Source organism: Dyella lutea (genome assembly GCF_024158035.1).
In the GTDB taxonomy this organism is placed as follows: domain Bacteria; phylum Pseudomonadota; class Gammaproteobacteria; order Xanthomonadales; family Rhodanobacteraceae; genus Dyella_A; species Dyella_A lutea.
This window is the reverse complement of record NZ_JAMZEK010000001.1, coordinates 937,120-960,417: the sequence shown is the minus strand read 5'-3', so window position 1 is coordinate 960,417 and position 23,298 is coordinate 937,120. Positions and strand designations below refer to the sequence as shown.

The following is a 23,298-nucleotide window of genomic DNA, read 5'->3' as shown; positions in this document are numbered from 1 at the left end:
TTTGCCGACTGTGGCGACTTTTCGCTCTCCACCAACCCGCACATGGGAAGCACGGCGCCGATGAGAGGGCGGCACTGTAGCAGTGATCGATCCCTCAGAAAAAGCAGGCCGACTCCTGGTGTGAGAACCCTGACCCCGCCCCGTTTTACCTCCGGGCCCCGGCCTTCAACACCTGGCCGGCGAGTCGCTTTGTGCTGTGAAAAGGCCCGTGCCCCATGACGCCAGGCAGGGGCTCGCCCTGCCAGACGACGACCGAATTTAATTAGCCACGTCCCCTTTTTCGTCGCACGGTAGCGCGAGGCTCACCTGCCGGAAACCACAAGCGAGCCTCCAAGAACAAGGATCAGCGCGGCGCCGAGACAGTCACCGCGGTCGTCGGCCCGGCCTTGGGGGTACCGTCGGCATAGTCGTCCTTTCCTGCGAGCGAGATCAGGCTGCCGTCCTGGCGCATCAGTACCCTACGGCCGGCAGCGCTGGCAATCTCCCTGCCCTTGGGGGGGATGTCCCCGCCAAGGGAGGGCGCCATCAGGTCCATGGCGACCAGGTGTTCCAGTACCGGACCACTCTCATCCAAAGCACGCTTGACCGCCGCGCCTCCGTCCTTCGCCCACATCGCGGCGAAGCGGTTGGCTGAAGCATCGGCATCCCAGTCCGACCTGCGGGCACTCGCCATGCGCAGTCGATGCTCGTTCTGCTCGGCCAGGATCTCCCTGCGGAGACGAGCTCCTTCCGTACTGCGCCCGAGCGCGTTCGCCCGCACTATCTGATCGTTCACATGCAGAGCAGCGTAACGATGCTCCTCCTCCTCGACGGCCTGGCGAATGTCCTCAGCGGTCTTGGACGCCAGCGTCATGCGCGCAGACTGGAATACATAGCGGTTCGTGTACGTCGGCTTGCTCCCGCCGTCGAAGATCTGCAGCGCAAGGGTGACCTGCACAGCGGAAAAGTCGGGTGTCAGCGCGTACGAGGTCACGGCCACGGCGTGAGGAGCATCCGATACGGCCCGGGGGATCTCATCGACGGGCGTTACCGCTGCGAAGACGGAATGATCGGCTGCGAACGCCTCGTCGACCGAACGGCGCACGCCTCCTGTGGCGTCGTAGCCGGCGAGCGCAGATCGTACCGGCTGCACGTGAGCATTCGCGAACCGCTCTGCCGCAGCCTTGTCGATGGCATTGCCAATGTAACTGCCCAGGGCACCGCCGAGTGCCGCCGGGAGAATCGGCACGCCCCCGCCCGGAATCACCTGGACGTCCCGAAGAGTGTAGGTACTCTGCGCCAACAGCTCCTTCTGGGGTACGACCTCGGACACCGTCAACGGCAGCACCTGGGTCAGCTGCTGCGCGGAAAGATGCGCGGGACGCTGTGGCGCAGCGGCACAGGCACACAGGCCCGAGGCCACTGCGGCTATTGCCGCGAAGCGATTGAACTCTCTCACTGATTTTCCCCCGATTGCCAGCATCACCGGTCTGCCCCCATGGCGGGCCGCGGCCTGGCGCGACGATTCTAGCGCCAGGATCGGTGGCCAATTAAGCCGCGCAGGGACCGTCCCTGCGCGGCGGCGACCGAGGTCAACTTGGCGCGGATTCAATTGGGCAAATCCCCCTCATTCTTGAAATTGTCCCTGACACCCTCTTCGCCTTTTCACTTTCCCCCGCCTCCAGACGTCAGGCGCAGTCCGGTGCTCCGACAGACATCGATGCGCGAAAAGATCCTGGTGCGCCCACCGTGGAAGGTGACGCGCAGGTCGCGCAGACACCCGCCCGCCGGAATATCGAAGGTCATGGCATTCGTGCCGCCCTGCAGCGGCCGTCCGAGCGCGATGTCGCGGAAGGCATCCCGACCGGCGGGCGCGATGGCTAGCGCGGTGATGCTGTCGTAGGTGGCGTTCACCAGATCGAACTGCCGCTGGGGTATCCGAGTTGCGGCGATGCAGGCTGACGATGAAGCGACGAGCAGGCTGCCAAGCACGGCGAAAAGCAGGGCGGCGGGGAAGATGATGCGGATCGAATTCATGCGGGGGCTCCGGCCGAAACAGGGCGCCGCCGTGGGCTTGTATGCGCACGGCAGGCACTGCGATATGGCCGGATGGAGATCCGCGGCGAAAGCAATTCGGGGTGAATCGTCGTGACGCGATGGCGAATCGTAGCGGCGTCACGAAGTGCTTTCCGGTGCCGTGGGGAGCGCCTAGGATGGCCGCTCCACCCCCCGGAACATGCCGCTGATGATGGTTCGCCTGGGCAACACGAGGATCGGCCTGTTCCACTATCTCGGGCTTTGGGCGGTGGTCGTGGCCGTGTTTACGATCCAGCGATCCATGCAGGACGCGTTGTACGGAAGAGACTGGACGGTCTTCGATGATCTGCGCTGGTCGGTTATTCAGTGGTACACGTGGGCCGCACTGGCGCCGCTGGTGTTCCGGCTTTCGGCGAAGTATCCGATCCAGTCGCCGGTGCATCTGCGCGGACTGGGCATGCAAGTGCCGGCAAGCGTAGGTGTGACGTTGCTCGCGATGCTCATCGGTGCATTCGTGTCGACGCCATTCGAACCCAGTTCGTTCGATGAGCAAGTCAGGCAGTTTCTCGGTCAGCATTTCGCCACCGGCCTACTGACCTATTGGTCGCTGTTCGCGATTCAACAGGCCATGCAGTTCCACGCCGAGAAGACGCGCCGCGAGATCGAGGCCAGCCAGATGGCGACGGAGCTCGCGCAATCGCGCCTGCGCGCACTGAAGTCACAGCTGCAGCCGCATTTCCTGTTCAACACGCTGCATGCCATCGCGACCTTGCTGGATGAGGACACGCTGTCTGCCGAGGACATGCTGCTGCGCCTGAGCGAATTGCTGCGCGCGTTCCTGGAGGACTATGACGGCCAGGAAGTCAGCCTGCGGCAGGAGCTGGTGCTGCTGGATCTTTACCTCGGCATACAGCGCATACGTTTCAAGGATCGCCTCACCACCCGTATCTACGTTGCTCCCGACACGCTGGACTGCGCGGTGCCCAGCCTGATTCTGCAGCCGATCGTGGAGAACGCCATTTCGCATGGGATCAGCAAGCGGGTCGGCGCGGACTGCATCGAGGTCGAAGCCCGGCGCGAAGGTAATGCGCTATGTATCGATGTGCGCAACCGCAACAGCAAGCTGGAGGCCGGATCCGCATCCACCACGGGACATGGAATCGGCCTTTCCAATACCAGGCTGCGCCTGCGCGAACTGTATGGCCAGGTCGCGCAGGTCAGTCTGGAGATGGTCTGGCCCGAAGGCGTGGTCTGCCGTCTTCGCCTGCCTTTCCGCCAGATCGAACAGCTTGACGATGCGCCCGAGGTCGCGTCCCGGTGAAGATCGGCACCCTCGTTGTGGACGACGAGCCGATTGCGCGTCGCGCCATCGTCCGCCTGCTGCGTGACGATCCCGATATCGAACTGCTGGGCGAGTGTGGCGATGGCGCGTCGGCGGTCGAGGCGATTGGCCACCAGTCACCCACGCTGGTGTTTCTCGACATCCAGATGCCAGCGATGAGCGGCATGGAGGTAGCCGCAACCATCGGCGCGGAGCGCATGCCGGCGACCGTATTCGTCACGGCCTTCGAGCAGTATGCCGTGCGGGCGTTCGAGGCAAACGCGGTGGATTACCTGGTGAAGCCCTTCAGCCGCGAGCGCTTTGCCGCCACACTGCGGCGCGTGAAGACGCGGCTGTCCGCCGGCGAAGGCTCGTCCGCGCAAATCCTGCAGGCGCTGCAGGCATTGCGGCAGCGCGACGAGCACATGCAACGCATTCCCGTCCGCATCGACGAGCACATCGGCTTCATCGATGTCGACGACATCGTGTGGATCAAGGCCAGTGGCAACACGGTGCAGATCCACCTGGCCGACCGCGTGCATGAAATGCGCGAAACCATGAGCGCACTCGCCGCGCGGCTCGATCCTCGGCATTTCGCGCGTGTCCACCGCTCGGCCATCATCAACGTGCGCCGGGTCCAGGCGATCCATCCCTGGTTCAACGGCTACCACGTCGTGACGATGGATACCGGGCAGAAACTGCGCATGAGCCGCTACCAGCACGAAACCTTCCTGCGCCTGGTTTCGACACGCGGCGGGAAATCAGCGGAGTAGCGGGGCGGCCCGCAACAGCGTCAAGGCAGGGTCTGCAAAACGAGGGCAGGGTCATTTGTGTGAGTAAGCCAGATGAGAAAGGCCACTCCGACCCATGATTCGGCTGACCCCTGATTCCGCTGCCGATCCGGCCGACCGACTCATTCGCTCCCGTCCCCCTGCGCCTGCGGATCGAGCGCACGGGCACGAGTCATGGCTCGCTGCGCGTGGCGTGCCTTACCCAGTTGCCGATACGCGTGGGCCAGTCCCAGGTAGAAGCGCGGATCGCCGTCATAAAGGCGGATGGCCCGCAGAAGGTGCTGCACCGCCCCGGCGTAGTCGCCCCGCTTCTCGGAGTCCTCGGCCTTCAGGAAGTGGAAGTAGGGGTCTTTCACCTGCACCTTCTCGAGGCGCCGCGCAAAGATGGCGTGGCGTGCCTCGTCGCCGGTCTTCCGGTACAGCGCCACCAGGTTCAGAAGCGCCGCCTCGTTGTCCGGGTCGAGCGTCAACGCCTTCAGGTAATCGCGTTCGGCCGCCAGCGGATCGCCCTGGAGCAGCTGGACCACACCGGTATTGACCCAGCCGTTGGCGTAGCGCGGAGCCAGCTGCAGCGCCATGGCCACGTACGGGACCGCCGCCGCGGACGCGGCTCCGGCCACCAGCTCGGCGGCGCGGTTGTTGTAGTACAGCGCCAGCAGACGCCGATCGGAAATCGCGCTGGGCGGGTGGTGCCCCGGCAGCTGGGCGGCCGCCAGATCCACGGTGAGGCGGGAGCGGCCGATGGTGATTCCGGCGTTGACGTGATTGAACCGGTAGGCGATGTCGTTGCCCCCGCCCCAGGTCACCACGTCGTCGAGCTCCTGCCCGTAGGCCTGCAAGCCGGACTCGCGCGCCAGCGCCACGATCAGCAAGGTGAAGGTCAGGCAGTTGGCCTTGCGCAGACGGAAGGCCTGTTCGACGGTCAGGGTGGCGTCGGCGGAGTACACGATGCCCAGACCCGGCGGCCCGCCGGACAGGAAAGCCGTCAACCGGTCCAGCCGCGACCTTCCGGAACCACCGGCGGCAATGACCTGTTGCTGCAGCAGGATATGCAACTCCGGCGGTACCGCCAAAACCTGCTCCGGGCGCGGCATCGGCAACATGAGCGGCGTGACCGGCGTGGCCGACGGAACCGGTGCAGCCGACACGGCGGGCGCGGGCACGGCAACAGACCATGCCAGGATGGCGGCGTACGCCCAGGTCACCATGCCCAAACCCTCCACGCCGAGCGGCGGGAACGTTTACCGAGGCCAGTCTAGTCCTTTCGTAGGCGCCCGGATCGGCTGGCCATGAGCGCGTGCGTTCACCGGGCGGCCCGTGTTCGCACCGCCGAGTCACCTGGTGGGGAAGTTGCCCTTGCATCGCTGGACCGGATCGAAATCACGAGAGAGTGGCCCTGAGCGCTGCTTTTTCTTTCGTCAGCCACCCTGATTCCGTCTCGGTGGGTTCAATCCCACCGATTGGCATTCTTCGGGTAGCCCGGCCGCTGGACCCGGACGACGCAGAACCGCTGCCCCGTAGGGGCCTGCATGACCACCCAGCGCTCGAGGCGCTGAACCACGGTAGCGCCCAATGCCTCCAGGCGCGCGACCTCGGCAGGGATGTCGTCCGTCTCGATGTCCAGGTGTACGCGACTTTCGTGGTCCACGCGCTGGATCTGGGCGATGGGCTCATCGGGTGGCGTTTCGAGCATGCGGTAGTTGCCGCGGGTGCCGGGATCGACGGGGCGACCGAGCGCCCCCGCCCAGAATGTCGCCGCCCGATCCACGTCGTCCGTATGGCAGTCGATCAGGACTGCGCAGAGTCGAGAGTAATGAGCCATGGCCTACTCCAGGTTGCGATGCCGCTCGTGTGCCGCCCTACGCTCGCGTCGACGAAGGAAGACGACCCTGCCCACGATAGTCGCCAGTTGCCAATTGAGCGAATCTGGCCCTTCTCTTTGGCCGTCTGCGGCACGTGGCGGCACCTACGACACCCCCACCAAGGAGACCGGATATCAGAGCCGCGCTTTCTAGAAAGTGCACTCTGAACCCTGCTTTCTTTCGGCTCACGCGCGGCCCGCACCGTCATCCCGGTAGCGGCAGGCACTCCATGATTTCCACCGCCTCGCCCGGAAAGATCGTGAAGTGCGGATGCCCTTCGAACATCGCCGCAGCGGCCTGATGCGACTCGGCCTGCACGACGGTGAAAGCGGCCATCGCGTTGTGAATGCTTTCGATACCGCGCGCGTCCACGCGCAAGGTGCTGCCCAGCGGGGCACCCGTATCGACGATCGCGCTGCGATGCGCAGCCACCCACTGGCCCCACGCTTCCACGCCTTGCTGCTGCCGTGCCTGTCGCTCGGTTTCATTCAGGGCATCCCAGCCGCTCGCTTCGCGCGCGGCCGGCGAACCGGTGTACACCGCCAGAAAATGCTTCATCGCTCGTCCTCGAGGTTGGGGCCGCCCCGGCAAGCCGGAGTCGGCGGTGGAGTCAGGCCAGCGCCGGAGTCGGCGTGGCGCCGTGCTTTACGGGCCACGGATCGGCCCAGGCAGGAATCGTCATCAGCCGGTCGAGCCAGCGCGCGATGTTGGGGTAGTCGGCAAACGGCATCTCCGTGTGGCGCCATTCGCAGGCCATCGATGCCATGTGGAAGTCGGCGATGGTCAGCCGGTGGCAGGCGACGTGCTCGTGCGAGGCGAGGTGGGCGTCGAGAATCGCAGCCAGCCGGTGCAGTTCCGGCAAGGCGGTGGCGAGTGCGGCGTGATCGGTGTCGCCCAGGTGGAAGGCCGGCTTGATCACGTGCTCGAAGTAGAACGGCGCGACCGCGGACGACCACTGGCTGTTGCTCCACGATAGCCAGCGCAGCACTTCGACCTGCTCGGCCGGTTGCTGCGCCGGCCACATGTCCGAGCCGGCCTTGTTGCACAGGTAGGCCATGATCGCCGACGACTCCCATAGCGTGACCTCGCCATCGACCAGGGTGGGCGCCTTACCGTTGGGATTGAGCGCGCGATACGACGGCGCCTTCAGGCCGCCCGCCTTGATATCGACCTCGATGCACTCGGCATCGATGCCCAGGTGCTTGACCAGCGCCAGCACGCGGCGCGGCGCCTGCGCCTTGATCCAGTAGATCTTCATGGTTTCTCCGGTGGATGGGGTGACCGGTGACGCAGCTTACGCGGCGGCAGAATATGTTAAAGAACATAATTTGCCGGCCTGCTATACCTCGCCATCGGAGGTCCAAGCCCATGCCCTACAGTCCCGAACACGCCGTGCAGACGCGCGGGCGCATCGTCGAATCGGCGCGCCGCCTGTTCAATCGCCACGGCTTCGAGCAGGTCACCATCGACCAGATCATGGCCGCGGCCGGGCTCACCCGCGGCGCGTTCTATCACCACTTCCAGAGCAAGAACGAGCTGTACGCCGCCGCCGTGGCCAGCTTCATCACCTGCAATCCGTTCGCCATCCAGACGGCCGAAGCGGCCGAGCAGCTGCGCGACCCGCGCCGGCTCGCGCGCATGCTGGTGGAGCTGTACCTGAGCGACGAGGTGCTGGAGAACATCGACCTGCACTGCCCGCTCTACGCCCTGCCCGCCGACGTGGCGCGCGCGGGGCTGGAGCCGCAGGAGGCCTACACCGATCTCATCCGCGGCATGGGCCACATCTACCGCAGCGCGCTCAAGGGCGTGCGCGATGCCAGCCGCCGTGCAGAGACGATCGTGGCGCTGTGCGTGGGCGGCATGGTGCTGGCGCGCACCACCAACGATCCTGACCTGCGCAAATCGCTGCGGGCTTCGGCGCGGCATCAGGCGCTGGCATTGTTGAAAGCGGACTAGTCGTCAGGTGTTGCAGCTCGCCTACTGCGCCTGCCCATCCGGCACCTGACCGCAGCCTCCGAAAGCGCGCATGCGAGGAGGAAAGCCTGCGGTGCCCCGGCCGCGCCGGCAGCAGCGGGCACGCGTGGCCGAAAAGGGGGCGTGGCAATGGTGCCGCGCAACAACCGGAGTTAATTAGGCACGTCCCCTTTTTGATGTTCTCAGCGCGCGAACTTGCCGGACGAACCACGCGTCAACGGCTTGTGTGAGTCTTCAGGGCGAAATAGTCCCGCGCCTTTGCCCCAAACACCATGTGATAGGCGTGGACGAGGAACAGCACCACCACGGTCCACCGGCCCGCGAAAGCACCGGCCTCTTCCGCGCCCGGCTTGATCGCGAACAGTGGATGCGGGTCGGGCTGCAACGCCTTGTAGGCAAGCAGGCAGACAAACAGCACGGCGAACAGGCTGCACACGACATGCCCCCAGCGCGGACGCGCAAGGCCGGCATGGACGACGACCACCAGGAAAGCGGTAACCACCATCTGGAGGACGATCACGACGCCGGCGCGGGCCATGCCGACGGTCTGCAGCCAGCGCGGAAGCATGAGAAAGTCGCCGAGCAATCCCCATGCGGCAAAGAGTGCGTACACCCCGGATACCACCACGCTCACCCAGATGACGAATGGCCTGGACATTCCTACCCCCTGTCGATTTCGATGGAAACGGGCAGCGGATCCAAGGCCCGATCTCCGGGAAATGGATCCGTCTCCCTCAATGCACCCCTACCGTCCGATCGATGCAATGCTGTCCGGACGGATGCGTCGAGAAAACGCCGGTGTCTTCGGGGTCGGATGGCAGGTCGAAGCGGGCGCACAGGCGATAGCTGCGCTTGCCGGTAACGACATAGCCAAAGGGCTCGCCACTGACCGGATCGCCAAAGTAGCTGGCCGGGTCGACCGCCTTCAGGTCCGGCGGCAGCGTCTGGTGCTGCTGCCAGTACGTGGAAATCATCGTGTTGAGCATGCCCAGATCCTTCACGCGCTTCCTGTCCAGCCGCAGGTGGCGCTGGTGGGTCGGGGAACCGAGCACGACGAGGCCGGCGATCACCGCGGCCGCCATCGCGATGGATGCCGCGATGGCCAGGGTGCGTGACGCGCGGTGCCCGATCATGCCGCCACCTCATCCTGCCGCAAGTCGCGCAGGTAGTAGCCAAAGGCCGTGCCCGCGATGAGCGCAACGATCACCACCTTCAGTATGAACCGCACGGTCAACTCGCCGCCGAGCATGCTGTCGACCAGGGTGATGAGGTCGATGATCAGCGTCACCGCGGACACGAACAAGGTCAGGTAGGTGAGCCAGCGGCGCACCGCGGATTGCCGCTTCACCGGCTGATCGGCCAACTCGCGGCCGATGCGCACGGATAGCCACAGGAACACCGGAAACGCGATGACGATGGTCGCCACCGACCAGCGCATGCTGTCCCCCTGCCGCGAGAGATAGAGCATGGCCGGATCCGGGAAGGCCCGATTGACGAGGTCGAACAGCAGCGACCCGAGGTGGTACGCGCTGAGGTAGAGCGTGGTGAAAAGCACCAGGTAGAGAAACGCCTCGCGGGCCGACAGGTAAGGCCTGGGTCGCGGCACCGGCACCGGGAAGTCGACCTCGGCGAATGCCGACAAGGCATCCTTGACCTGCTCGGGCGCCCACCCTGCCTGCGCCAAGGCCACCGCGGTCTGCTCGCGGGTGCAGCCCCGCGTCAGCGCATCCCGCACAAACGACTCAAGATCCCTTGCACCTGCTGCCATGACTGCTCCCTCTCCCTGGATGTCACCATCGACACGCCATCGTAGCTTGTGCGCCACCACGCCGGCAGCTCGGACATCCCGCTCGCCGCAGCTCCAGCGTCCAGGCCGACGCGCTGACGACGAGAGTGGGGGGCCACGTTCCATCAAATCGAAAGAGAGGGCAGAGCCCGGGGTCTCCTCCATTGTGTGGAGCGGGGAGCCTTGACCCGCCTCAGCGAGCCACGCCCCGTTATCCGGATTTAATTAGCCACGTCCCCTTTAGTCGACCGGAGTTAATTAGCCACGTCCCCTTTTTGAGGGAAACCTCAGACTCTGCCCCCTGCTTTCTTTGCCTCGGGTAGTTCTCCGGAATGCCCTACATGGACGTCTTGTCACGCTGGCGCGGCCTCGTGCGAGAATGCCGGCGTTGTTTAATCCGTGCACACACCCACCTCGGCGGTGGGCTTCAGGGGAAAGGAATGGGCAGGCATTGGATGCGGGCGCTCGTGGCGCTCTTGACGGTATTTGTTCCTGTGGCGGTTTTTGCGGCTGACGCGACATTGATCCCCATTGATCATCTGGTCAGCGACATCGCCTACGATGCGCATCGCAACATGATCTACATGGCGGACGGTAACAGCGTCCTGCGCTATGACCTGGCGTCGAGCTCGTTCCAGACCCCAATCACCATCACGGGCGGCCCCCTGACGGGTATCGACCTGTCGCCCGACGGGCACACCCTCGCCGCAGGGGATGGCGACGCCATCGCGGTCAAGGTGCATCTGATCGACCTGGACACCCTTGTCGATACCGTGAGCTCGGATACCGCCGAACCTTTGGAGGCCGGCGTATACCAGTTGGCATATACGCGTGATGGCAACCTGCTGGTCACCACGTCCATTTCGGGCTCGGGCCCAATGCCATTGAGGAAGCTCGACGGGCAGACCGGCTCGTTCACCCGGCTCACCGCACCCGGCTTCGACCCGTTTGCGCCGGCTGCATTGTCCACCAGCGGAGACGGTCGAATCGTCGGCATTGCCGAGGGCGACGACTCGGGCGGACCGTGGAGGTTTTACAACGCGCGCACTGGCACGCAGAGCAGCTACCTTTTCGGAACCTCGACCTACAACACGTCGATCGCCACGAATGCAGACGGGAGCCGCTTCACCCTGAATGGGTACGGCATCTACGATCAGAACAGTCGGGGGATAATTTCGATCCACGACGGCACCCTTTATCCCACTGCGTCGGTGGATGATCCCGTCCTCCCGGTTGGCTACTTTGCTTTCGACGGCTCAAGCCTGCTCGGCGTTTATGACCTGACGAACTACTCAATGCTGACCACCTACGATTTCGGCGTCCAATTCGCACATCCGGTCTGGTCGGTCGATGCGAGGCAACCGCTGCGTATCTCCCGCGATGGCTCGATGCTGCTTGCGCGCTTCTCCGACGGAGTGCGCTACTTGCGCCTCTTCGCAGGTCTCGGTGCGGACGATGTAAGTTCAAGCACGGCCGGACAGCGGGTGGACATCACCCTGCAGGGTCACATTGGCAACAATGGCCCGCTGACCTATGACATCCGCACCCAGCCGGGGCACGGCGAGGTCTTCGTCAAAGGCGACGTCGCCACCTACGTTCCGGCACCCGGCTTCGACGGCCAGGACAGCTTCGTCTACCGTGTCCATTATGGGCAGGCTTGGGCCGACGGCACCGTGACCGTCAACGTGACTGCCGACCCCAGTGCCTACGTTCCGCTCGTCTCATTCGACACGCTTCCGGTGCTCCATGCGACCAATGCTGTTCCGGGGACCACACGCGTTCCGGGCGACTTCAATGGCGACGGCGTCTCGGACCTGCTCTGGTTCAACCCCGGGACGAGCCAGCTCGGTTACTGGACCATGCAACCAGCCAGCGCGGCATCACTGGCCGACCCTTCGGTACGACGCACGGGTGCACGAACCTTCAACATCTCGCCGGGCTATTTCGTGGGCGCCATGGGAGACTTCGACGGAGATGGCTATACCGACCTGATGTTCACCAGCAGCAATCACGATCTCTGGCTTTGGACCAACAATCGCAATGGCGGTTGGCGGTCAGTGCGCTCGTATAATTATCCGGCGGGGTGGCAACTGGTCGGTGCCGGCGATGTCGATGGTGACGGCAAGGACGATCTGCTCTGGCTGAATCCGTCCGAATGCCAGTTCGGCTACTGGTTGATGAACGGGAGCGTGCGAAAGGGCGCACGGACCCTCCAGATTGCCTGCGGCTATTACCCCATGGCGGTGGGCTATTTCACTCCGACCAACCGGATCAGCGTGCTCTGGAGCAGTGCTGCAAAGGATCTTTACATCTGGGACTCGCTCGGCTCCGCGTTCCGGTCGTATGACCTGGGTACAGAGTTGAACAGCCACGGTTATGCAGGATTCGATCTGTCCCAGGCATGGGCGCTGGGGGGCGGAACCGCGGGCAAGGGAATCGGCCTGGAGTGGAACGGCGACGGCGCTGGCGGTGCACTCATCCTCAACCGCACATTTGATGCCTCCGGAAACCAGACCGGCTTCGAAAGCACCCAAGCGTGGTATGGAGGACTGTGGGTGGACAACCCGCAAGCTGCCAGCTATCTCGTCACCGGAGGACAGTCGCCTGCGTCTGCGCTGTATGCCCTGGATCCCAATCGCCTGTCCATCCAGACCGGCGGCCTCTTCACCGGTGACGCGGAAACTTCCGGCGCCGCGCCACGAACGATGACCACCGAATGGGCTTATCCGGGCGGCTGGTATCCGGTAGGTGCGCCAGGCAGCCGGGCCATCCCCCTGCCGTGGCATTGACCGGTTCGGCTACATGAAGTGCGGACGAGGGCCGAAGTTGCGCTGAGGAAGAGTGGGAACCTCCACGAATCCTGGGGCGGTTCAGTGATGGACCGTTGGGCCTATGAGAACGGTGTGCGAGAAAAGCGAGAAAAGGGGACGTGGCAAATTAAGCCAAGCCAAAGCCCGACCTGCCGGACGACGGCTGAATTCAAAGCCACGTCCCCTTTAGTCTGTGACAAGGTGCGCGCCAGCGAGCGCCACGGGCTCGCTGGCGCTGAGTCGCGCTGCTACTGGTAGGTGGGATGCGGCCGGTGGATGGGCGATCGAGCACCCGAGGTCATGGGCGGCGAAAACGCGAGGTAGGTGGCTTCCTCTTCGCGCACACCGGGTTTGCTGCCGCGCGGCTGCAGTCGCTGCTCGTCGTAGATCGCGTCGACGATGTCGCGCAGCTTCTGGGCGTCGTGGCAGATAGCATCGCCCATGACCGACAGCGTGACGTCTTTCAACTTCGCCTCGTCGCTGGAGGCGACGACGTTGCCGTGGGCGCGGAGGCTGTCGAGCAGCAGGTGGATCTCGTCGATCTGGCTCAGACTGACGCCGGCTATCCAGCGGTGGCCCGCCTCCTCACTCGCCGGTTTGGCGACGCACGGTTCCTCGGCGTCCGTGTCTGCGGCCTCTGCTTCTGCTGCCGTACCCGCAGCCGCCTTGGGTGCCCCCGCACTTTCGCCACGCTCGGCCGGGTAGGAGAGTTCCTCCAGCACCTGCCCTATCTGCTCTTCGATCAACTCCATGCAGATCGCCACTTCGCCCGGGCGAATCTCGCTGTAGCACTCGCTGTCTTCGTCCGGCCGACGAGGTCGGGCCAGGTTGGTGAGGAAACCCACGTACTCGCGCAGTTGCTTCAGCCGTAGCTGGCTGTCCTCCGGCAGGAAATAGCCGGTTACTCCCAGATCGTCCGTATCGATGGTCGACATGCTCGCCTCCTCGTTCCATGAAGTACCCGCACGCCTGGATGGCGACGGGAAGTCGGGAGGCTAGAAACCGCAGAGAGCCGGCGGGCGTATTCCCCTTGCGGGTGTTGTATTAGCCGCCCTCCCGACGCAGGTATCACGTCGGCTTGTGCCCGCAACCGTGCAGGCACAAAAAACCCACCGGTTTGACGGAGGTGGGTACCGCTCTCTGCGGAGTTTCTAGGCTCCTTGTGTTCGAGTCTGCTACTGAAGTGGAGGGGAGTCAAGGCAAGCGCGGAAAAGAAGATACGGAAAATCAAGCCATTCGGGTAAGAACACCGCCGGACGACGACCAAATTTAATTAGCCACGTCCCCTTTTATTCTCACGTCCCCTTTAATTCTTGTTAATTCCTTTAATTCAGAAAATCACTCACCCAGAATTTCTCTACTTTTCCAACAGGCCAGGAGAAGAGTTGCAAAGGTAAAAAGCACCTGTACCAGCGCCGCAAAAATAAGAACAAGGCCATAGGGGTGCTTGGTTATTGCTACGACATAAAATCCAATCGCCGCAACCACCAAGCCGAAGCCGTAGAGACCAAGGACTGCGATAGCCAGATCCTTAAACAAGCGATAGTCAGGCCAGCTTAACAACAGGGCCCTTTTACCTTTAGGACTTAGAAGGCCGTCGATTTTCGAGATAGACGCAGCGGCGATGCCCACCGGAACAAGAACCGCCCCCCAGAGCCATTTGATATCCTCAGCGACGAAATCAAATGCATTAAAAACTATATTAGGAAAAAAAGCGCAAACGCACACTACAACAACATACGCAACGACCTCGGGAGAGATCGCAACGAGAAGGAAAGCAGCTCGCCGATTCAATGCGCCAGCCCGCTTTCGCCGTTTACGCGAAGCAACTGACTGACAGCTTCATTTGCCAGCCGTTCGGGTGACGGGTCGCCGTCTATCAAAAACGTGCGTTGGTCGTTCGTCGAGCTATAGGTGACCCATTCCCCATCATGGCGCCCACGCACAGTCGCCTTACCATAACCGTCAGCTGCCATCAAAACAGCGGCATCACCACTCGCGCCGACTTGGGCTTCCATGAGAGACAACGCGCTACTGCTCACGATGCTCTCTGGCCCCATCGAAGCCGCAATCTTAGGTAGATCCGTATTAATCCCTCCGTTCGATTGCTCATTTACCGAAAGCTGATCGAGTCCACGCTTCTTCACGTACTCAAGCAAAGACTCCCATAACGGTCCGAATAGGGGATTTGGCGGCTGCACTGTCGCCGAAATCTCGGTAACCGACTCCATCCGTGCAAGCTTAGATACAAAGGTGCGGATATCCGAGATTGGATTGATCTCCGCGCTGCCCAGAAGCCCATACGCGCTTTGGGAAACGAGCTCATAGAACATTCGTTCAAAGAGGTCGTACGGAAGCGCGCCCGATATGTGGCGGTATGCTATGCCGCTCAACGAAGGAATGTACACAAACGAACTTGATGCCCGCAGCAGGTCTTGTACGGATGTCTGCTTCAGGGAATGCTCCGACGGATCGACCACTGCGACTTCGCCGTCTGGACGGTACTTTGCGAGCATGGCATAGACCGCATCTCGACCATCATCAGCCCTAACGACCTGAGCTGATATAAAGGTGTATCGGGCGCCACGAGCGCTGATCGTTGCCGGATCAAAAATCGTACGAATCAAGAGATCCGCGGTCATAGATCCTAGCTTGATCACCCGCCCCAAATAGAATCGCGATGGCTGAGCCACTGCCGAAAACTCCGTTTCTCATACTACTAGTGAGCAGTTCGTCCAGCTAAGCAATATCTTTAGATGCAGGCGTTCACCCACACTTGCTATACCCACAATTCAAACAAGTCTGGCACCCGTCCATCAGCACCAGCGCCTGGGTATTGCACTTGGCGCACATCGTGGCGCCGGGCGGGAAGCCGGAGGCGGTGGGTTCGGCGTTGCCGCTGGAAGCGGTCGCGGCTGAAGCCGCTCCTACGGGGGTGCTGGCCTGCTCGTAGGCGGCGCGCTTCTCGGCGATCAGCCGCTTGGTGGCCTCGTCCATCTCCGGATCCTGGATCAGGCCGATGTGCTTCATGTGCTGCTCGATCACCGCGCCGATCTCGGCGACGATGGAGGGCATGTAGACGCCGCCGGCCTTGAAGTAGCCGCCGCGCGGGTCGAACACGGCCTTCATCTCCTCGGCCAGGAAGGTGACGTCGCCGCCCTTGCGGAACACGGCGGAGATGATGCGGGTGAGCGCCACGATCCACTGGAAGTGGTCCATGTTCTTCGAGTTGATGAAGATCTCGAAGGGGCGGCGCTGCTCGTGCGGCGTGCCGGCGTTGAGCACGATGTCGTTGATGGTGACGTACAGCGCGTGCTCGAACAGCGGCGACTTGATCTTGTAGGTTTCGCCGACGAGCTGCTCGGGGCGCTCGACGCTCTCGTGCATCTGGATGACTTCCGCCTTGGGCGCCTCTTTCTTCTCGGGCGCGGCGGGAGCGGAGGCAGCGGCCGGCGCGGCCTTGTCTTCGGGCTTGACGACGGCGTAGCCCTTGATTTTCTTTTCGATCTTCATCGCCATGGTGTGTCTCGCTTGTCTGGGGCGCGTCGGAGGCGGCCGGGTGGATCGTTTTGCCTGCGAATGCGGGAATCCACTTGGCATCGCCCGGGGGCGAAATGGATTCCCGCATTCGCGGGAATGACGGCGTGGGGCGAGGCCGGTGACGGCGGCGGGAGGCGGGGCCTCGGCGTCTGCGCGCATCACGAAGCGTGCGCCTGGAGAAAAGACAGCCGGCCCGGCGGACCGGGCCGGCTGCGTTCACGACTTACTTCTTGCGGGCGGCCTTCTTGGCGGCGGGCTTCTTCGCCTTCGCCACCTTCACGCTCGCCTTCTTGCTGGCAGTGGACCTCTTGGCTGCCTTGGGGGCGGCCTTTTTCACGGCGGCCTTCTTGGCCGTCTTCTTCGGTGCGGCTTTCTTCACCGCTTTCTTGCTGCTGACCTTCTTTGCAGCCTTCTTCGGCGCTGCCTTCTTGGCGGCGGCCTTCTTGGCGGTCTTCTTGGCTGCGGCCTTCTTCGGGGCGGCCTTCTTCGGGGCGGCCTTCTTCACTGCCTTCTTGGCAGCTTTCTTGGCGGCAGCCTTCTTCGGAGCGGCCTTCTTCACCGCCTTCTTGGCGGTCTTCTTGGCAGCGGTCTTCTTGGCTGCGGCCTTCTTCGGAGCTGCCTTCTTGGCGGCGGCCTTCTTGGCAGCCTTCTTCGGAGCCGCCTTCTTGGCCGCGGCCTTCTTGGCGGGCTTCTTCTTGGCCGGAGCCTTCTTCGGTGCCGCAGTCACCACCGGAGCGGGGGCTTCGGCTGCGGGAGCCGCGTCGGCGGCAGGTACGTCTTTCACTTCGGTATCGATGGACATGCTGGGGTTCCCCTCCGACTGTTATTGGTGCTTGCCGTGCGTCCGTGGCGGAAGTCGCCACGGACAAGACTACAACCGGTGCGCCGAGCCTGGTCCGAGCACTCAGAACTTGCCGTAATAGCCTTCCTTCAAGGCATCGAAGAGGTTTGCCGCGGTGTGCATTTCACCGTCGTACTCCACCTGCTCATTGCCTTTCAGTTCGACAACGCTACCGTCTTCCAATTCGAAGCGGTAGAGGGTGTTCTCAAGGTCGGCTTCCTTCACCAGCACGCCCTGGAAAGCGGCGGGGTTGAAGCGGAACGTGGTGCAGCCCTTGAGGCCCTGTTTGTACGCGTAGAAGTAGATGTCCTTGAAGTCTTCGTACGGGTAGTCGGTGGGCACGTTGGCGGTCTTGGAAATGGACGAGTCGATCCATTTCTGCGAGGCGGCCTGGATGTCCACGTGCTCCTTCGGGCTGATGTCGTCGGCGGCCACGAAGTAGTCCGGCAGCTTGGCGTCGGCATCGGTGCTGTAGGGCATGGCCTTGCCGTTGATCAGCTCGCGGTAGGCGAGCAGCTCGTAGCTGTACACCTCCACCTTTTCCTTGGACTTCTTGCCCTCACGGATCACGTTGCGCGAGTAGTGGTGGGCAAAGCTGGGCTCGATGCCGTTGGAGGCATTGTTGGCCAGCGACAGCGAGATCGTGCCGGTGGGCGCGATCGAGGAGTGGTGGGTGAAGCGGGCGCCGACCTCGGCCAGCCCCTTCACCAGGTTGGGGGCCACGCTGGCCACCCGCTGCATGTAGCGGCTGTATTTGGCGTGCAGCACCCGGCCGGGGATGGTGTCGCCGACCTTGTAGCCGTCGGCCGCCATTTCCGGACGCTTGCGCAGCATGTCGCCGGTGACGGTGAACTCGCGGGCCAGGATCGGGGCCGGGCCCTTTTCCTTCGCCAGCTCCAGCGCCACTTCCCAGCCGGCCACGGCCATCTCGCGCGAGACGTCCTCGGTGAAGCTCACCGCGTCGTCCGAGCCGTAGCGCATCTTGAGCATGGTCAGCGTGCTGCCCAGGCCCAGGAAGCCCATGCCGTGGCGGCGCTTGCCCATGATCTCGTCGCGCTGCTGCTGCAGCGGCAGGCCGTTGATCTCCACCACGTTGTCGAGCATGCGGGTGAATACCTTCACCACTTCGCGGTATTCGTCCCAGTCGAAGCGGGCCTTGGGGCCGAACGGGTCGCGCACGAAGGTGGTGAGGTTGACCGAGCCGAGCAGGCACGAGCCGTACGGCGGCAGCGGCTGCTCGCCGCACGGGTTGGTGGCGCGGATGTGCTCGCACCACCAGTTGTTGTTCATCTCGTTGACCTTGTCGATCAGGATGAACCCGGGCTCCGCGTAGTCGTACGTGGAGACCATGATCATGTCCCACAGGTGGCGCGCACGGATGGAGCCGTAGATCTTGCAGGCGACCAGGCCGTCCTCGCGCTCCACGTAGTTGTCGTGGGTGGGCCACTCGCGCCACACGACCTTGGCCGGGTCGTTGAGGTCGATGTCGCCCTGCTCCTTGACGTGGATCGGGAACACCAGCGGCCAGTCCTCATCGTGCTCGACCGCCTCCATGAAGCCGCCGGTGACCAGCAGCGACAGGTTGAACTGGCGCAGGCGTCCGTCCTCGCGCTTGGCGCGGATGAACTCCTTCACGTCCGGATGGCTGACGTCGAACGTGCCCATCTGCGCGCCACGACGGCCACCGGCCGAGGACACGGTGAAGCACATCTTGTCGTAGATATCCATGAAGGACAGCGGACCGGAGGTGTAGGCGCCGGCGCCGGACACGTACGCGCCGCGCGGACGCAGCGTGGAGAACTCGTAGCCGATGCCGCAGCCGGCCTTCAGCGTGAGGCCGGCCTCGTGCACCTTCTCCAGGATGTCGTCCATGGAGTCGCGGATGGTGCCCGAGACGGTGCAGTTGATGGTGCTGGTGGCGGGCTTGTGCTCCAGCGCACCGGCGTTGGAGGTGATGCGGCCGGCCGGGATCGCGCCACGGCGCAGCGCCCAGACGAAACGCTCGTACCAGTGCTCGCGCAGTTCCGGCGTGGCTTCCACTTCGGCGAGCGCGCGCGCCACGCGGCGGTAGGTGCCGTCCACGCTGTCGTCGACCGGTTCGCCGGCCTTGTTCTTCAAACGGTACTTCTTGTCCCAGATGTCGTAGGACGCCGGCTGCAGAGGAATCTGCACGGCATCGCGACCCACTGCTGGCGCGCGAGCGGTACTCATCGGTTTACTGACCTCCGGATGCCGCCTCACGACGGCATGTAGTTGCTTATCGACTCGACCGTTCGCAACGACTCGCCGGTGCTGCATCGGGCCCGCCACGGGGCCCCTGGCAACTCGCCTGGCGGCATCGCTCGTTGCAACGGCCGCCCCCTCGAGAGACAACCATTACCACACCAGCTTTGGGGTAAGACCCCAGGACGCGCACACAAGATGTTGTGGTTGCGAACGGATGGAGACCGTACTGCCGAGCGCGCGGGAAGTAAAGAATTTTTTGCGCTTTTCCGCGCGTCGCCGACGGCGCAGCGCAGCATGTCGCGACAGGCATCCGGGCCCAGCCCGCGCGGTTGCGCGGCCCGGCTGGAAATCGCGCTCGGTCCACGACATGCGTGGTCCGGAACCCTCGGCGCCGTCGGCAGTCGAACCCCGGTTCGCGACGCGCGATGCGCGTCGCCTCCCCTCGAACCACTTCACGAAGGAGGAATGCATGAAGCTCCCGAATCGTCGCCTCGGGCGCGCGCTGGTCCTGTGCTGCACCCTGCTGCTGGGTGCGCTGCCGCTGGCCAGTCGTGCCACCCTGCCCCCGGCGGTCGACGGCCAGCCGCTGCCGTCGCTGGCGCCGATGCTGAAGAAGGTGACCCCGGCGGTGGTGAACATCTCCACCAAGACCCGCGTGCAGGTGAGCGACCCGTATTTCAGCGATCCGCTGTTCCGCCAGTTCTTTGGCCTGCCCGACGTGCCGCGCGAGCGCACCGAGCAGAGCCTGGGCTCGGGCGTGATCGTGGATGCGGACAAGGGCTACATCCTCACCAACAACCACGTGGTCGGCGGCGCCGACGACATCACCGTGACGCTGCAGGACGGTCGCAACTTCAAGGGCACGCTGATCGGCACCGATCCGGACACCGACATCGCGGTGGTGCAGATCCACGCCAGTGGCCTGCAGGCGCTGCCGATGGCCGACTCGGCGAAGCTGCAGGTGGGCGACTTCGTGGTGGCGGTGGGCGACCCGTTCGGACTGGGCCAGACGGTGACCTCGGGCATCGTCTCGGCGCTGGGCCGCTCGGGCCTGGGCGGCACCAACTACCAGAACTTCATCCAGACCGACGCCTCGATCAACCCGGGCAACTCCGGCGGCGCGCTGGTCAACCTGCGCGGCGAGCTGGTGGGCATCAATTCGATGATCTTCTCGCCGTCCGGCGCCAGCGCCGGCATCGGCTTCGCCATCCCGACCAACCTCTCCGGCGAGGTGATGAAGCAGCTGATCGCGCACGGCCGGGTGCAGCGCGGCACGCTGGGGCTCCAGACGCAGGACATCACCCCGCGCATCGCCCGCCTGCTCGGCGTGTCCGGCACCGAGGGCGCGGTGGTGACGCGCGTGGCCGAAGGGTCCACCGCCGATGCGGCCGGCATCCAGCCCGGCGACGTGATCACCGCACTCAACGGCAAGCCGCTGCACGACAGCAACGAGCTGCGCAACAGCGAGGGCCTGCTGCCGCTCGGCAGCCGGGTGACGCTGGAACTGATGCGCAACGGCAAGGCGCGCGAAGTGGGCGCCACGCTGGCCGCGGAAAAACTGGCGACCCTGTCCGGGGCGCGGCTGGACCCTCGGCTGGTGGGCGTGGACTTCAGCGATCTCGGCCAGAGCGATCGTTCGCAGGGACTGGCCGGGGTGCGCGTGACCGAAGTGCGGCCTGGCAGCCTCGCCGCGCGCAGCGGCCTGCAGAAGGGCGACGTGGTGATCGGTGTGGGCAACCGCCGCATCACCAGCGTGCGCGGGCTGCAGGGACTGGCCGGCGTGCACCCGCGCCAGCTCGCGCTGGCGGTGGCCGACGACGACGGCATGCACTACGTGGTGATCGAGTGACTGCACGGGGCCGCGCGATGCTGTCGCGCGGCCCCGGCCGTAACGATCGGCGCACAAACGCACAGTGAAGCGGCGCACAGCCGCATCGCTTCCTTAACCGCAGCCCCGGCATGCGCTTGATGTTTGCCGGGTGGACCGATGAAATAGCCTCCTTGCCGCCATGCGACGGACCGCATGTCGCCGCGTCGTGCCACGACGCCTTCCCAAAGCACGTCCTCGAGGTTGTCCATCGCCATGTCCTTCCGTCCCGTCCGCCTGCTGCCGGTCGCCCTTGTCGGCCTCTGCCTCGCCACCTCCGTCACCGCCAAGACGAAGCACGCCTCCAGCCACCATGGCGCGGGGCACGCTGCCGGCCCGGCGCTGATCTGGCGCGGCGACGTCACCGTGGCGCACGGCGTGGTGGACGACATGGCCAAGGCCTGGCAGCGCGCCGGCCACGGCAGCGTGACGGTGGAACCGTTCAACACCGCCTCGGGCCTGGACGCGGTGCGCCTGGGCACGGCCGACATCGCCGGTGCCGCGCGCGGCGCCAGCATGGATCCGAACGAGGCCGGCCTGACCTTCACGCCGGTGGCGTGGGACGGCCTGGTGATGATCACCAACTCGGCCAACCCGGTCAGCAGCCTCACGCTCAAGCAGGTGCACGACATCTACTACGGCAAGATCACCAATTGGTCGCAGGTCGGCGGCCGCGACGAGCCGATCGACGTGAACGCGGTGGCCAGCCCGGCCGACGGCGTGGAATACAGCCTGCGCACCCTGCTGTTCGGTCGCGGCAACCAGCCGGTGGCCGCGCCCCGCCAGTACCTCAACACCACCTCGCTGCAGCAGGGCATCGCGCTGGACACCAAGGGTCTGGGCGCGACCACGCTGTCCAACGTCGTTGGCAACCCGAAGCTGAAGATGCTGCGCATCGACGGCGTCGCGCCGACCCGCGCCACGGTCGCCAACGGCAGCTATCCGCTGTACACCCCGCTCTACCTGATCACCCGTTCGTCCGGTCCGAAGGCGGCGCAGGCGCAGGCCTTCGTCGACTTCACCAACTCTCCCGCGGGCGCCGAGGTGATCCGTCGCCACGACCTGGTGCCGTACCAGGAGGGCGCCATGCTCGCCTCGATGGATGCCTCGCGCCGCGGCAAGATCCTCGCCGAGGTGGGCGCGCGCGCGGTGGCGCAGCCAGCGGCCACGCCGATCGCCGCACCGGGCGCGACCTACGCCGCCGGCGCCGCCCGCGCGCCGACGTCCGAGCGCACGCTCGCCGCTCGCCAGGCGCTGGAGGAGCGCCGCGCCCGCGACGCCCAGGAGAAGGCCGACGAAGCCGGTCGCGCCAGCCTGGCCGGCGTGGACGGCCAGGCGACCACGGTGGAGTCCTCGTCCGACCAGCGCTTCGCCAGGGTCGACGCGAGCGCTTCGCAGCCGCAGCTCAAGGGCAAGTCGTACAAGGTGGGGCGTGGCGACACGCTCTCCTCGATCGCCCACAAGCACTCGGTGACGGTGGCCGAGCTGCGCCGCTGGAACCACCTGCGCAGCGACAGCGTGAAGCCGGGCCAGATGCTGGTGGTCAGCCCGCGCTGAGCGTGCCGGGCGTGACGATCCGCGCACTGACGCTGGATCTGGACGACACCCTGTGGCCGGTGTGGCCGGCGCTGGAACGCGCCGACCAGGACGTGCACGCGTGGCTGCGCACGCATCATCCGGCCGTGGCCGAGGCCTGGCCGATCCCGGCGATGCGCGAGCTGCGCGCCCGCATCGCCGCCGAACGCACCGACCTGGCCCACGACTTCACCACCCAGCGCAACCTCACCATGCGCTACGCGTTCGCCGCCTGCGGCATCGACGAGGCGCCGGTGGAGGCGCTGTGGGAGGTCTACTTCGCCGCCCGCAACGCAGTGGAGCTTTACGACGACAGCCTGCCGGCTTTGCGCCGCATCGCCGAACGCCTGCCGGTGGCCGCGCTCACCAACGGCAATGCCGACCTGGAGCGCGTGGGCATTGCCGCGCATTTCCGGCATCACGTGAGCGCGCGGGAGATCGGCGCGCCGAAGCCGGATCCGGCGATCTTCCGCGCCGCGCTGGAGCGGCTGGGTGCGGCCCCGCACGAAGTGCTGCACGTCGGCGACGACCCGGCGCTGGACGTGGCCGGCGCCCGTGCCGCCGGCCTGCGCACGGCGTGGATCAACCGCCGCGGCGAACCCTGGCCGGCCGAACTCGGCGATCCGCCCGAACTGGACCTGCCGGACATGACCGCGCTGGCCGACTGGCTGGACGCCCACGCGTAGCCA

Annotated in this window: 22 protein-coding genes; 7 read left to right on the top strand and 15 right to left on the bottom strand. The window is 64.8% G+C overall.

Annotated elements, in window-relative coordinates:
• Positions 1-343 precede the first annotated feature (343 nt).
• Positions 344-1,465 (bottom strand): hypothetical protein, encoded by a 1,122-nt coding sequence (locus tag NC595_RS04245; protein ID WP_253565011.1) that lies wholly within the window; start codon positions 1,463-1,465, stop codon positions 344-346.
• A 179-nt stretch (positions 1,466-1,644) separates the two neighbouring features.
• On the bottom strand, positions 1,645-2,016 hold the full coding sequence (locus NC595_RS04240; RefSeq protein ID WP_253565010.1) for a hypothetical protein: 372 nt from the start codon (positions 2,014-2,016) through the stop codon (positions 1,645-1,647).
• A 208-nt stretch (positions 2,017-2,224) separates the two neighbouring features.
• Here NC595_RS04240 and NC595_RS04235 point away from each other — a divergent pair, with 208 nt between their 5' ends.
• Both NC595_RS04235 and NC595_RS20465 read left to right on the top strand, forming a co-directional pair.
• A complete protein-coding gene (locus tag NC595_RS04235; RefSeq protein WP_253565009.1) occupies positions 2,225-3,337 on the top strand; it encodes a sensor histidine kinase in 1,113 nt (370 codons plus the stop codon).
• Positions 3,334-4,110, top strand: coding sequence for a LytR/AlgR family response regulator transcription factor (locus NC595_RS20465; protein WP_253565008.1), 777 nt, complete (start codon positions 3,334-3,336; stop codon positions 4,108-4,110). Before NC595_RS04235 ends, NC595_RS20465 begins: the two co-directional genes overlap by 4 nt.
• Before the next feature lie 140 nt (positions 4,111-4,250).
• On the opposite strand, the gene NC595_RS04225 is transcribed toward NC595_RS20465, so the two are convergent.
• The 4 genes from NC595_RS04225 to NC595_RS04210 form a co-directional block, all read right to left on the bottom strand.
• On the bottom strand, positions 4,251-5,336 hold the full coding sequence (locus tag NC595_RS04225) for a tetratricopeptide repeat protein (protein WP_253565007.1): 1,086 nt from the start codon (positions 5,334-5,336) through the stop codon (positions 4,251-4,253).
• 239 nt (positions 5,337-5,575) lie between these two features.
• Complete coding sequence (locus NC595_RS04220; RefSeq protein WP_253565006.1) at positions 5,576-5,950, bottom strand: VOC family protein; 375 nt, start codon at positions 5,948-5,950, stop codon at positions 5,576-5,578.
• 244 nt (positions 5,951-6,194) lie between these two features.
• Positions 6,195-6,530, bottom strand: coding sequence for a hypothetical protein (locus NC595_RS04215; protein ID WP_253565005.1), 336 nt, complete (start codon positions 6,528-6,530; stop codon positions 6,195-6,197).
• A 70-nt stretch (positions 6,531-6,600) separates the two neighbouring features.
• A complete protein-coding gene (locus NC595_RS04210) occupies positions 6,601-7,248 on the bottom strand; it encodes a glutathione S-transferase family protein (protein WP_253565004.1) in 648 nt (215 codons plus the stop codon).
• A 110-nt stretch (positions 7,249-7,358) separates the two neighbouring features.
• Between NC595_RS04210 and NC595_RS04205 the strand changes: the two genes are divergently transcribed.
• Positions 7,359-7,946, top strand: coding sequence for a TetR/AcrR family transcriptional regulator (locus NC595_RS04205; protein WP_253565003.1), 588 nt, complete (start codon positions 7,359-7,361; stop codon positions 7,944-7,946).
• Positions 7,947-8,178: 232 nt separating this feature from the next.
• Here NC595_RS04205 and NC595_RS04200 read toward each other — a convergent pair whose 3' ends face one another.
• The 3 genes from NC595_RS04200 to NC595_RS04190 all read right to left on the bottom strand — a co-directional run bounded on the left by NC595_RS04200 (position 8,179) and on the right by NC595_RS04190 (position 9,792).
• Entirely contained in the window at positions 8,179-8,622 is a 444-nt protein-coding gene (locus tag NC595_RS04200; RefSeq protein WP_253565002.1) for a hypothetical protein, read from the bottom strand.
• 76 nt (positions 8,623-8,698) lie between these two features.
• Positions 8,699-9,097, bottom strand: a complete 399-nt coding sequence (locus tag NC595_RS04195; protein WP_253565001.1) for a hypothetical protein — start codon at positions 9,095-9,097, stop codon at positions 8,699-8,701.
• A complete protein-coding gene (locus NC595_RS04190; protein ID WP_253565000.1) occupies positions 9,094-9,792 on the bottom strand; it encodes a DUF5671 domain-containing protein in 699 nt (232 codons plus the stop codon). The genes NC595_RS04195 and NC595_RS04190 overlap by 4 nt, the downstream gene beginning before the upstream one ends.
• 299 nt (positions 9,793-10,091) lie before the next feature.
• On the opposite strand from NC595_RS04190, the gene NC595_RS04185 reads away from it, so the two are divergent.
• Positions 10,092-12,539 carry an FG-GAP-like repeat-containing protein gene (locus NC595_RS04185; protein WP_253564999.1) on the top strand — a complete coding sequence of 816 codons (2,448 nt, stop codon included), beginning with the start codon at positions 10,092-10,094 and terminating at the stop codon, positions 12,537-12,539.
• 269 nt (positions 12,540-12,808) lie between these two features.
• Here the strand turns inward: NC595_RS04185 and NC595_RS04180 are convergent, their stop codons facing one another.
• The 6 genes from NC595_RS04180 to NC595_RS04155 all read right to left on the bottom strand — a co-directional run bounded on the left by NC595_RS04180 (position 12,809) and on the right by NC595_RS04155 (position 19,152).
• Positions 12,809-13,495 (bottom strand): XAC0095 family protein, encoded by a 687-nt coding sequence (locus NC595_RS04180; protein ID WP_253564998.1) that lies wholly within the window; start codon positions 13,493-13,495, stop codon positions 12,809-12,811.
• A 403-nt stretch (positions 13,496-13,898) separates the two neighbouring features.
• A complete protein-coding gene (locus NC595_RS04175; RefSeq protein ID WP_253564997.1) occupies positions 13,899-14,354 on the bottom strand; it encodes a hypothetical protein in 456 nt (151 codons plus the stop codon).
• Positions 14,351-15,202 carry a DUF4747 family protein gene (locus NC595_RS04170; RefSeq protein ID WP_253564996.1) on the bottom strand — a complete coding sequence of 284 codons (852 nt, stop codon included), beginning with the start codon at positions 15,200-15,202 and terminating at the stop codon, positions 14,351-14,353. The genes NC595_RS04175 and NC595_RS04170 overlap by 4 nt, the downstream gene beginning before the upstream one ends.
• Positions 15,203-15,326: 124 nt before the next feature.
• Positions 15,327-16,079 (bottom strand): TSCPD domain-containing protein, encoded by a 753-nt coding sequence (locus NC595_RS04165; protein WP_253564995.1) that lies wholly within the window; start codon positions 16,077-16,079, stop codon positions 15,327-15,329.
• A 244-nt stretch (positions 16,080-16,323) separates the two neighbouring features.
• Complete coding sequence (locus NC595_RS04160; RefSeq protein ID WP_253564994.1) at positions 16,324-16,902, bottom strand: hypothetical protein; 579 nt, start codon at positions 16,900-16,902, stop codon at positions 16,324-16,326.
• A gap of 102 nt (positions 16,903-17,004) precedes the next feature.
• Entirely contained in the window at positions 17,005-19,152 is a 2,148-nt protein-coding gene (locus NC595_RS04155) for an adenosylcobalamin-dependent ribonucleoside-diphosphate reductase (protein ID WP_253564993.1), read from the bottom strand.
• Positions 19,153-19,636: 484 nt separating this feature from the next.
• On the opposite strand from NC595_RS04155, the gene NC595_RS04150 reads away from it, so the two are divergent.
• The 3 genes from NC595_RS04150 (at position 19,637) to NC595_RS04140 (ending at position 23,295) form a co-directional block, all read left to right on the top strand.
• Positions 19,637-21,016: a DegQ family serine endoprotease gene (locus NC595_RS04150; RefSeq protein ID WP_253564992.1), complete on the top strand. Its 1,380-nt coding sequence runs from the start codon at positions 19,637-19,639 to the stop codon at positions 21,014-21,016.
• Positions 21,017-21,250: 234 nt separating this feature from the next.
• The gene (locus NC595_RS04145; RefSeq protein WP_253564991.1) at positions 21,251-22,591 is read left to right on the top strand and encodes a LysM peptidoglycan-binding domain-containing protein; all 1,341 of its coding nucleotides are present in this window, start codon (positions 21,251-21,253) and stop codon (positions 22,589-22,591) included.
• An 11-nt stretch (positions 22,592-22,602) separates the two neighbouring features.
• On the top strand, positions 22,603-23,295 hold the full coding sequence (locus tag NC595_RS04140) for an HAD family hydrolase (protein ID WP_253564990.1): 693 nt from the start codon (positions 22,603-22,605) through the stop codon (positions 23,293-23,295).
• Positions 23,296-23,298 lie beyond the last annotated feature (3 nt).

What these genes read in the sequence shown, in the direction of transcription:
- NC595_RS04165 (WP_253564995.1), bottom strand. Translation starts at nt 16,079, where the DNA reads ATGGCGATGAAGATCGAAAAGAAAATCAAGGGCTACGCCGTCGTCAAG.
- NC595_RS04205 (WP_253565003.1), top strand. Translation starts at nt 7,359, where the DNA reads ATGCCCTACAGTCCCGAACACGCCGTGCAGACGCGCGGGCGCATCGTC.
- NC595_RS04170 (WP_253564996.1), bottom strand. Translation starts at nt 15,202, where the DNA reads ATGACCGCGGATCTCTTGATTCGTACGATTTTTGATCCGGCAACGATC.
- NC595_RS04235 (WP_253565009.1), top strand. Translation starts at nt 2,225, where the DNA reads ATGATGGTTCGCCTGGGCAACACGAGGATCGGCCTGTTCCACTATCTC.
- NC595_RS04155 (WP_253564993.1), bottom strand. Translation starts at nt 19,152, where the DNA reads ATGAGTACCGCTCGCGCGCCAGCAGTGGGTCGCGATGCCGTGCAGATT.
- NC595_RS04200 (WP_253565002.1), bottom strand. Translation starts at nt 8,622, where the DNA reads ATGTCCAGGCCATTCGTCATCTGGGTGAGCGTGGTGGTATCCGGGGTG.
- NC595_RS04240 (WP_253565010.1), bottom strand. Translation starts at nt 2,016, where the DNA reads ATGAATTCGATCCGCATCATCTTCCCCGCCGCCCTGCTTTTCGCCGTG.
- NC595_RS04180 (WP_253564998.1), bottom strand. Translation starts at nt 13,495, where the DNA reads ATGTCGACCATCGATACGGACGATCTGGGAGTAACCGGCTATTTCCTG.
- NC595_RS04185 (WP_253564999.1), top strand. Translation starts at nt 10,092, where the DNA reads ATGGACGTCTTGTCACGCTGGCGCGGCCTCGTGCGAGAATGCCGGCGT.
- NC595_RS04195 (WP_253565001.1), bottom strand. Translation starts at nt 9,097, where the DNA reads ATGATCGGGCACCGCGCGTCACGCACCCTGGCCATCGCGGCATCCATC.
- NC595_RS04220 (WP_253565006.1), bottom strand. Translation starts at nt 5,950, where the DNA reads ATGGCTCATTACTCTCGACTCTGCGCAGTCCTGATCGACTGCCATACG.
- NC595_RS04160 (WP_253564994.1), bottom strand. Translation starts at nt 16,902, where the DNA reads ATGTCCATCGATACCGAAGTGAAAGACGTACCTGCCGCCGACGCGGCT.
- NC595_RS04210 (WP_253565004.1), bottom strand. Translation starts at nt 7,248, where the DNA reads ATGAAGATCTACTGGATCAAGGCGCAGGCGCCGCGCCGCGTGCTGGCG.
- NC595_RS04150 (WP_253564992.1), top strand. Translation starts at nt 19,637, where the DNA reads ATGAAGCTCCCGAATCGTCGCCTCGGGCGCGCGCTGGTCCTGTGCTGC.
- NC595_RS04225 (WP_253565007.1), bottom strand. Translation starts at nt 5,336, where the DNA reads ATGGTGACCTGGGCGTACGCCGCCATCCTGGCATGGTCTGTTGCCGTG.
- NC595_RS04145 (WP_253564991.1), top strand. Translation starts at nt 21,251, where the DNA reads ATGTCCTTCCGTCCCGTCCGCCTGCTGCCGGTCGCCCTTGTCGGCCTC.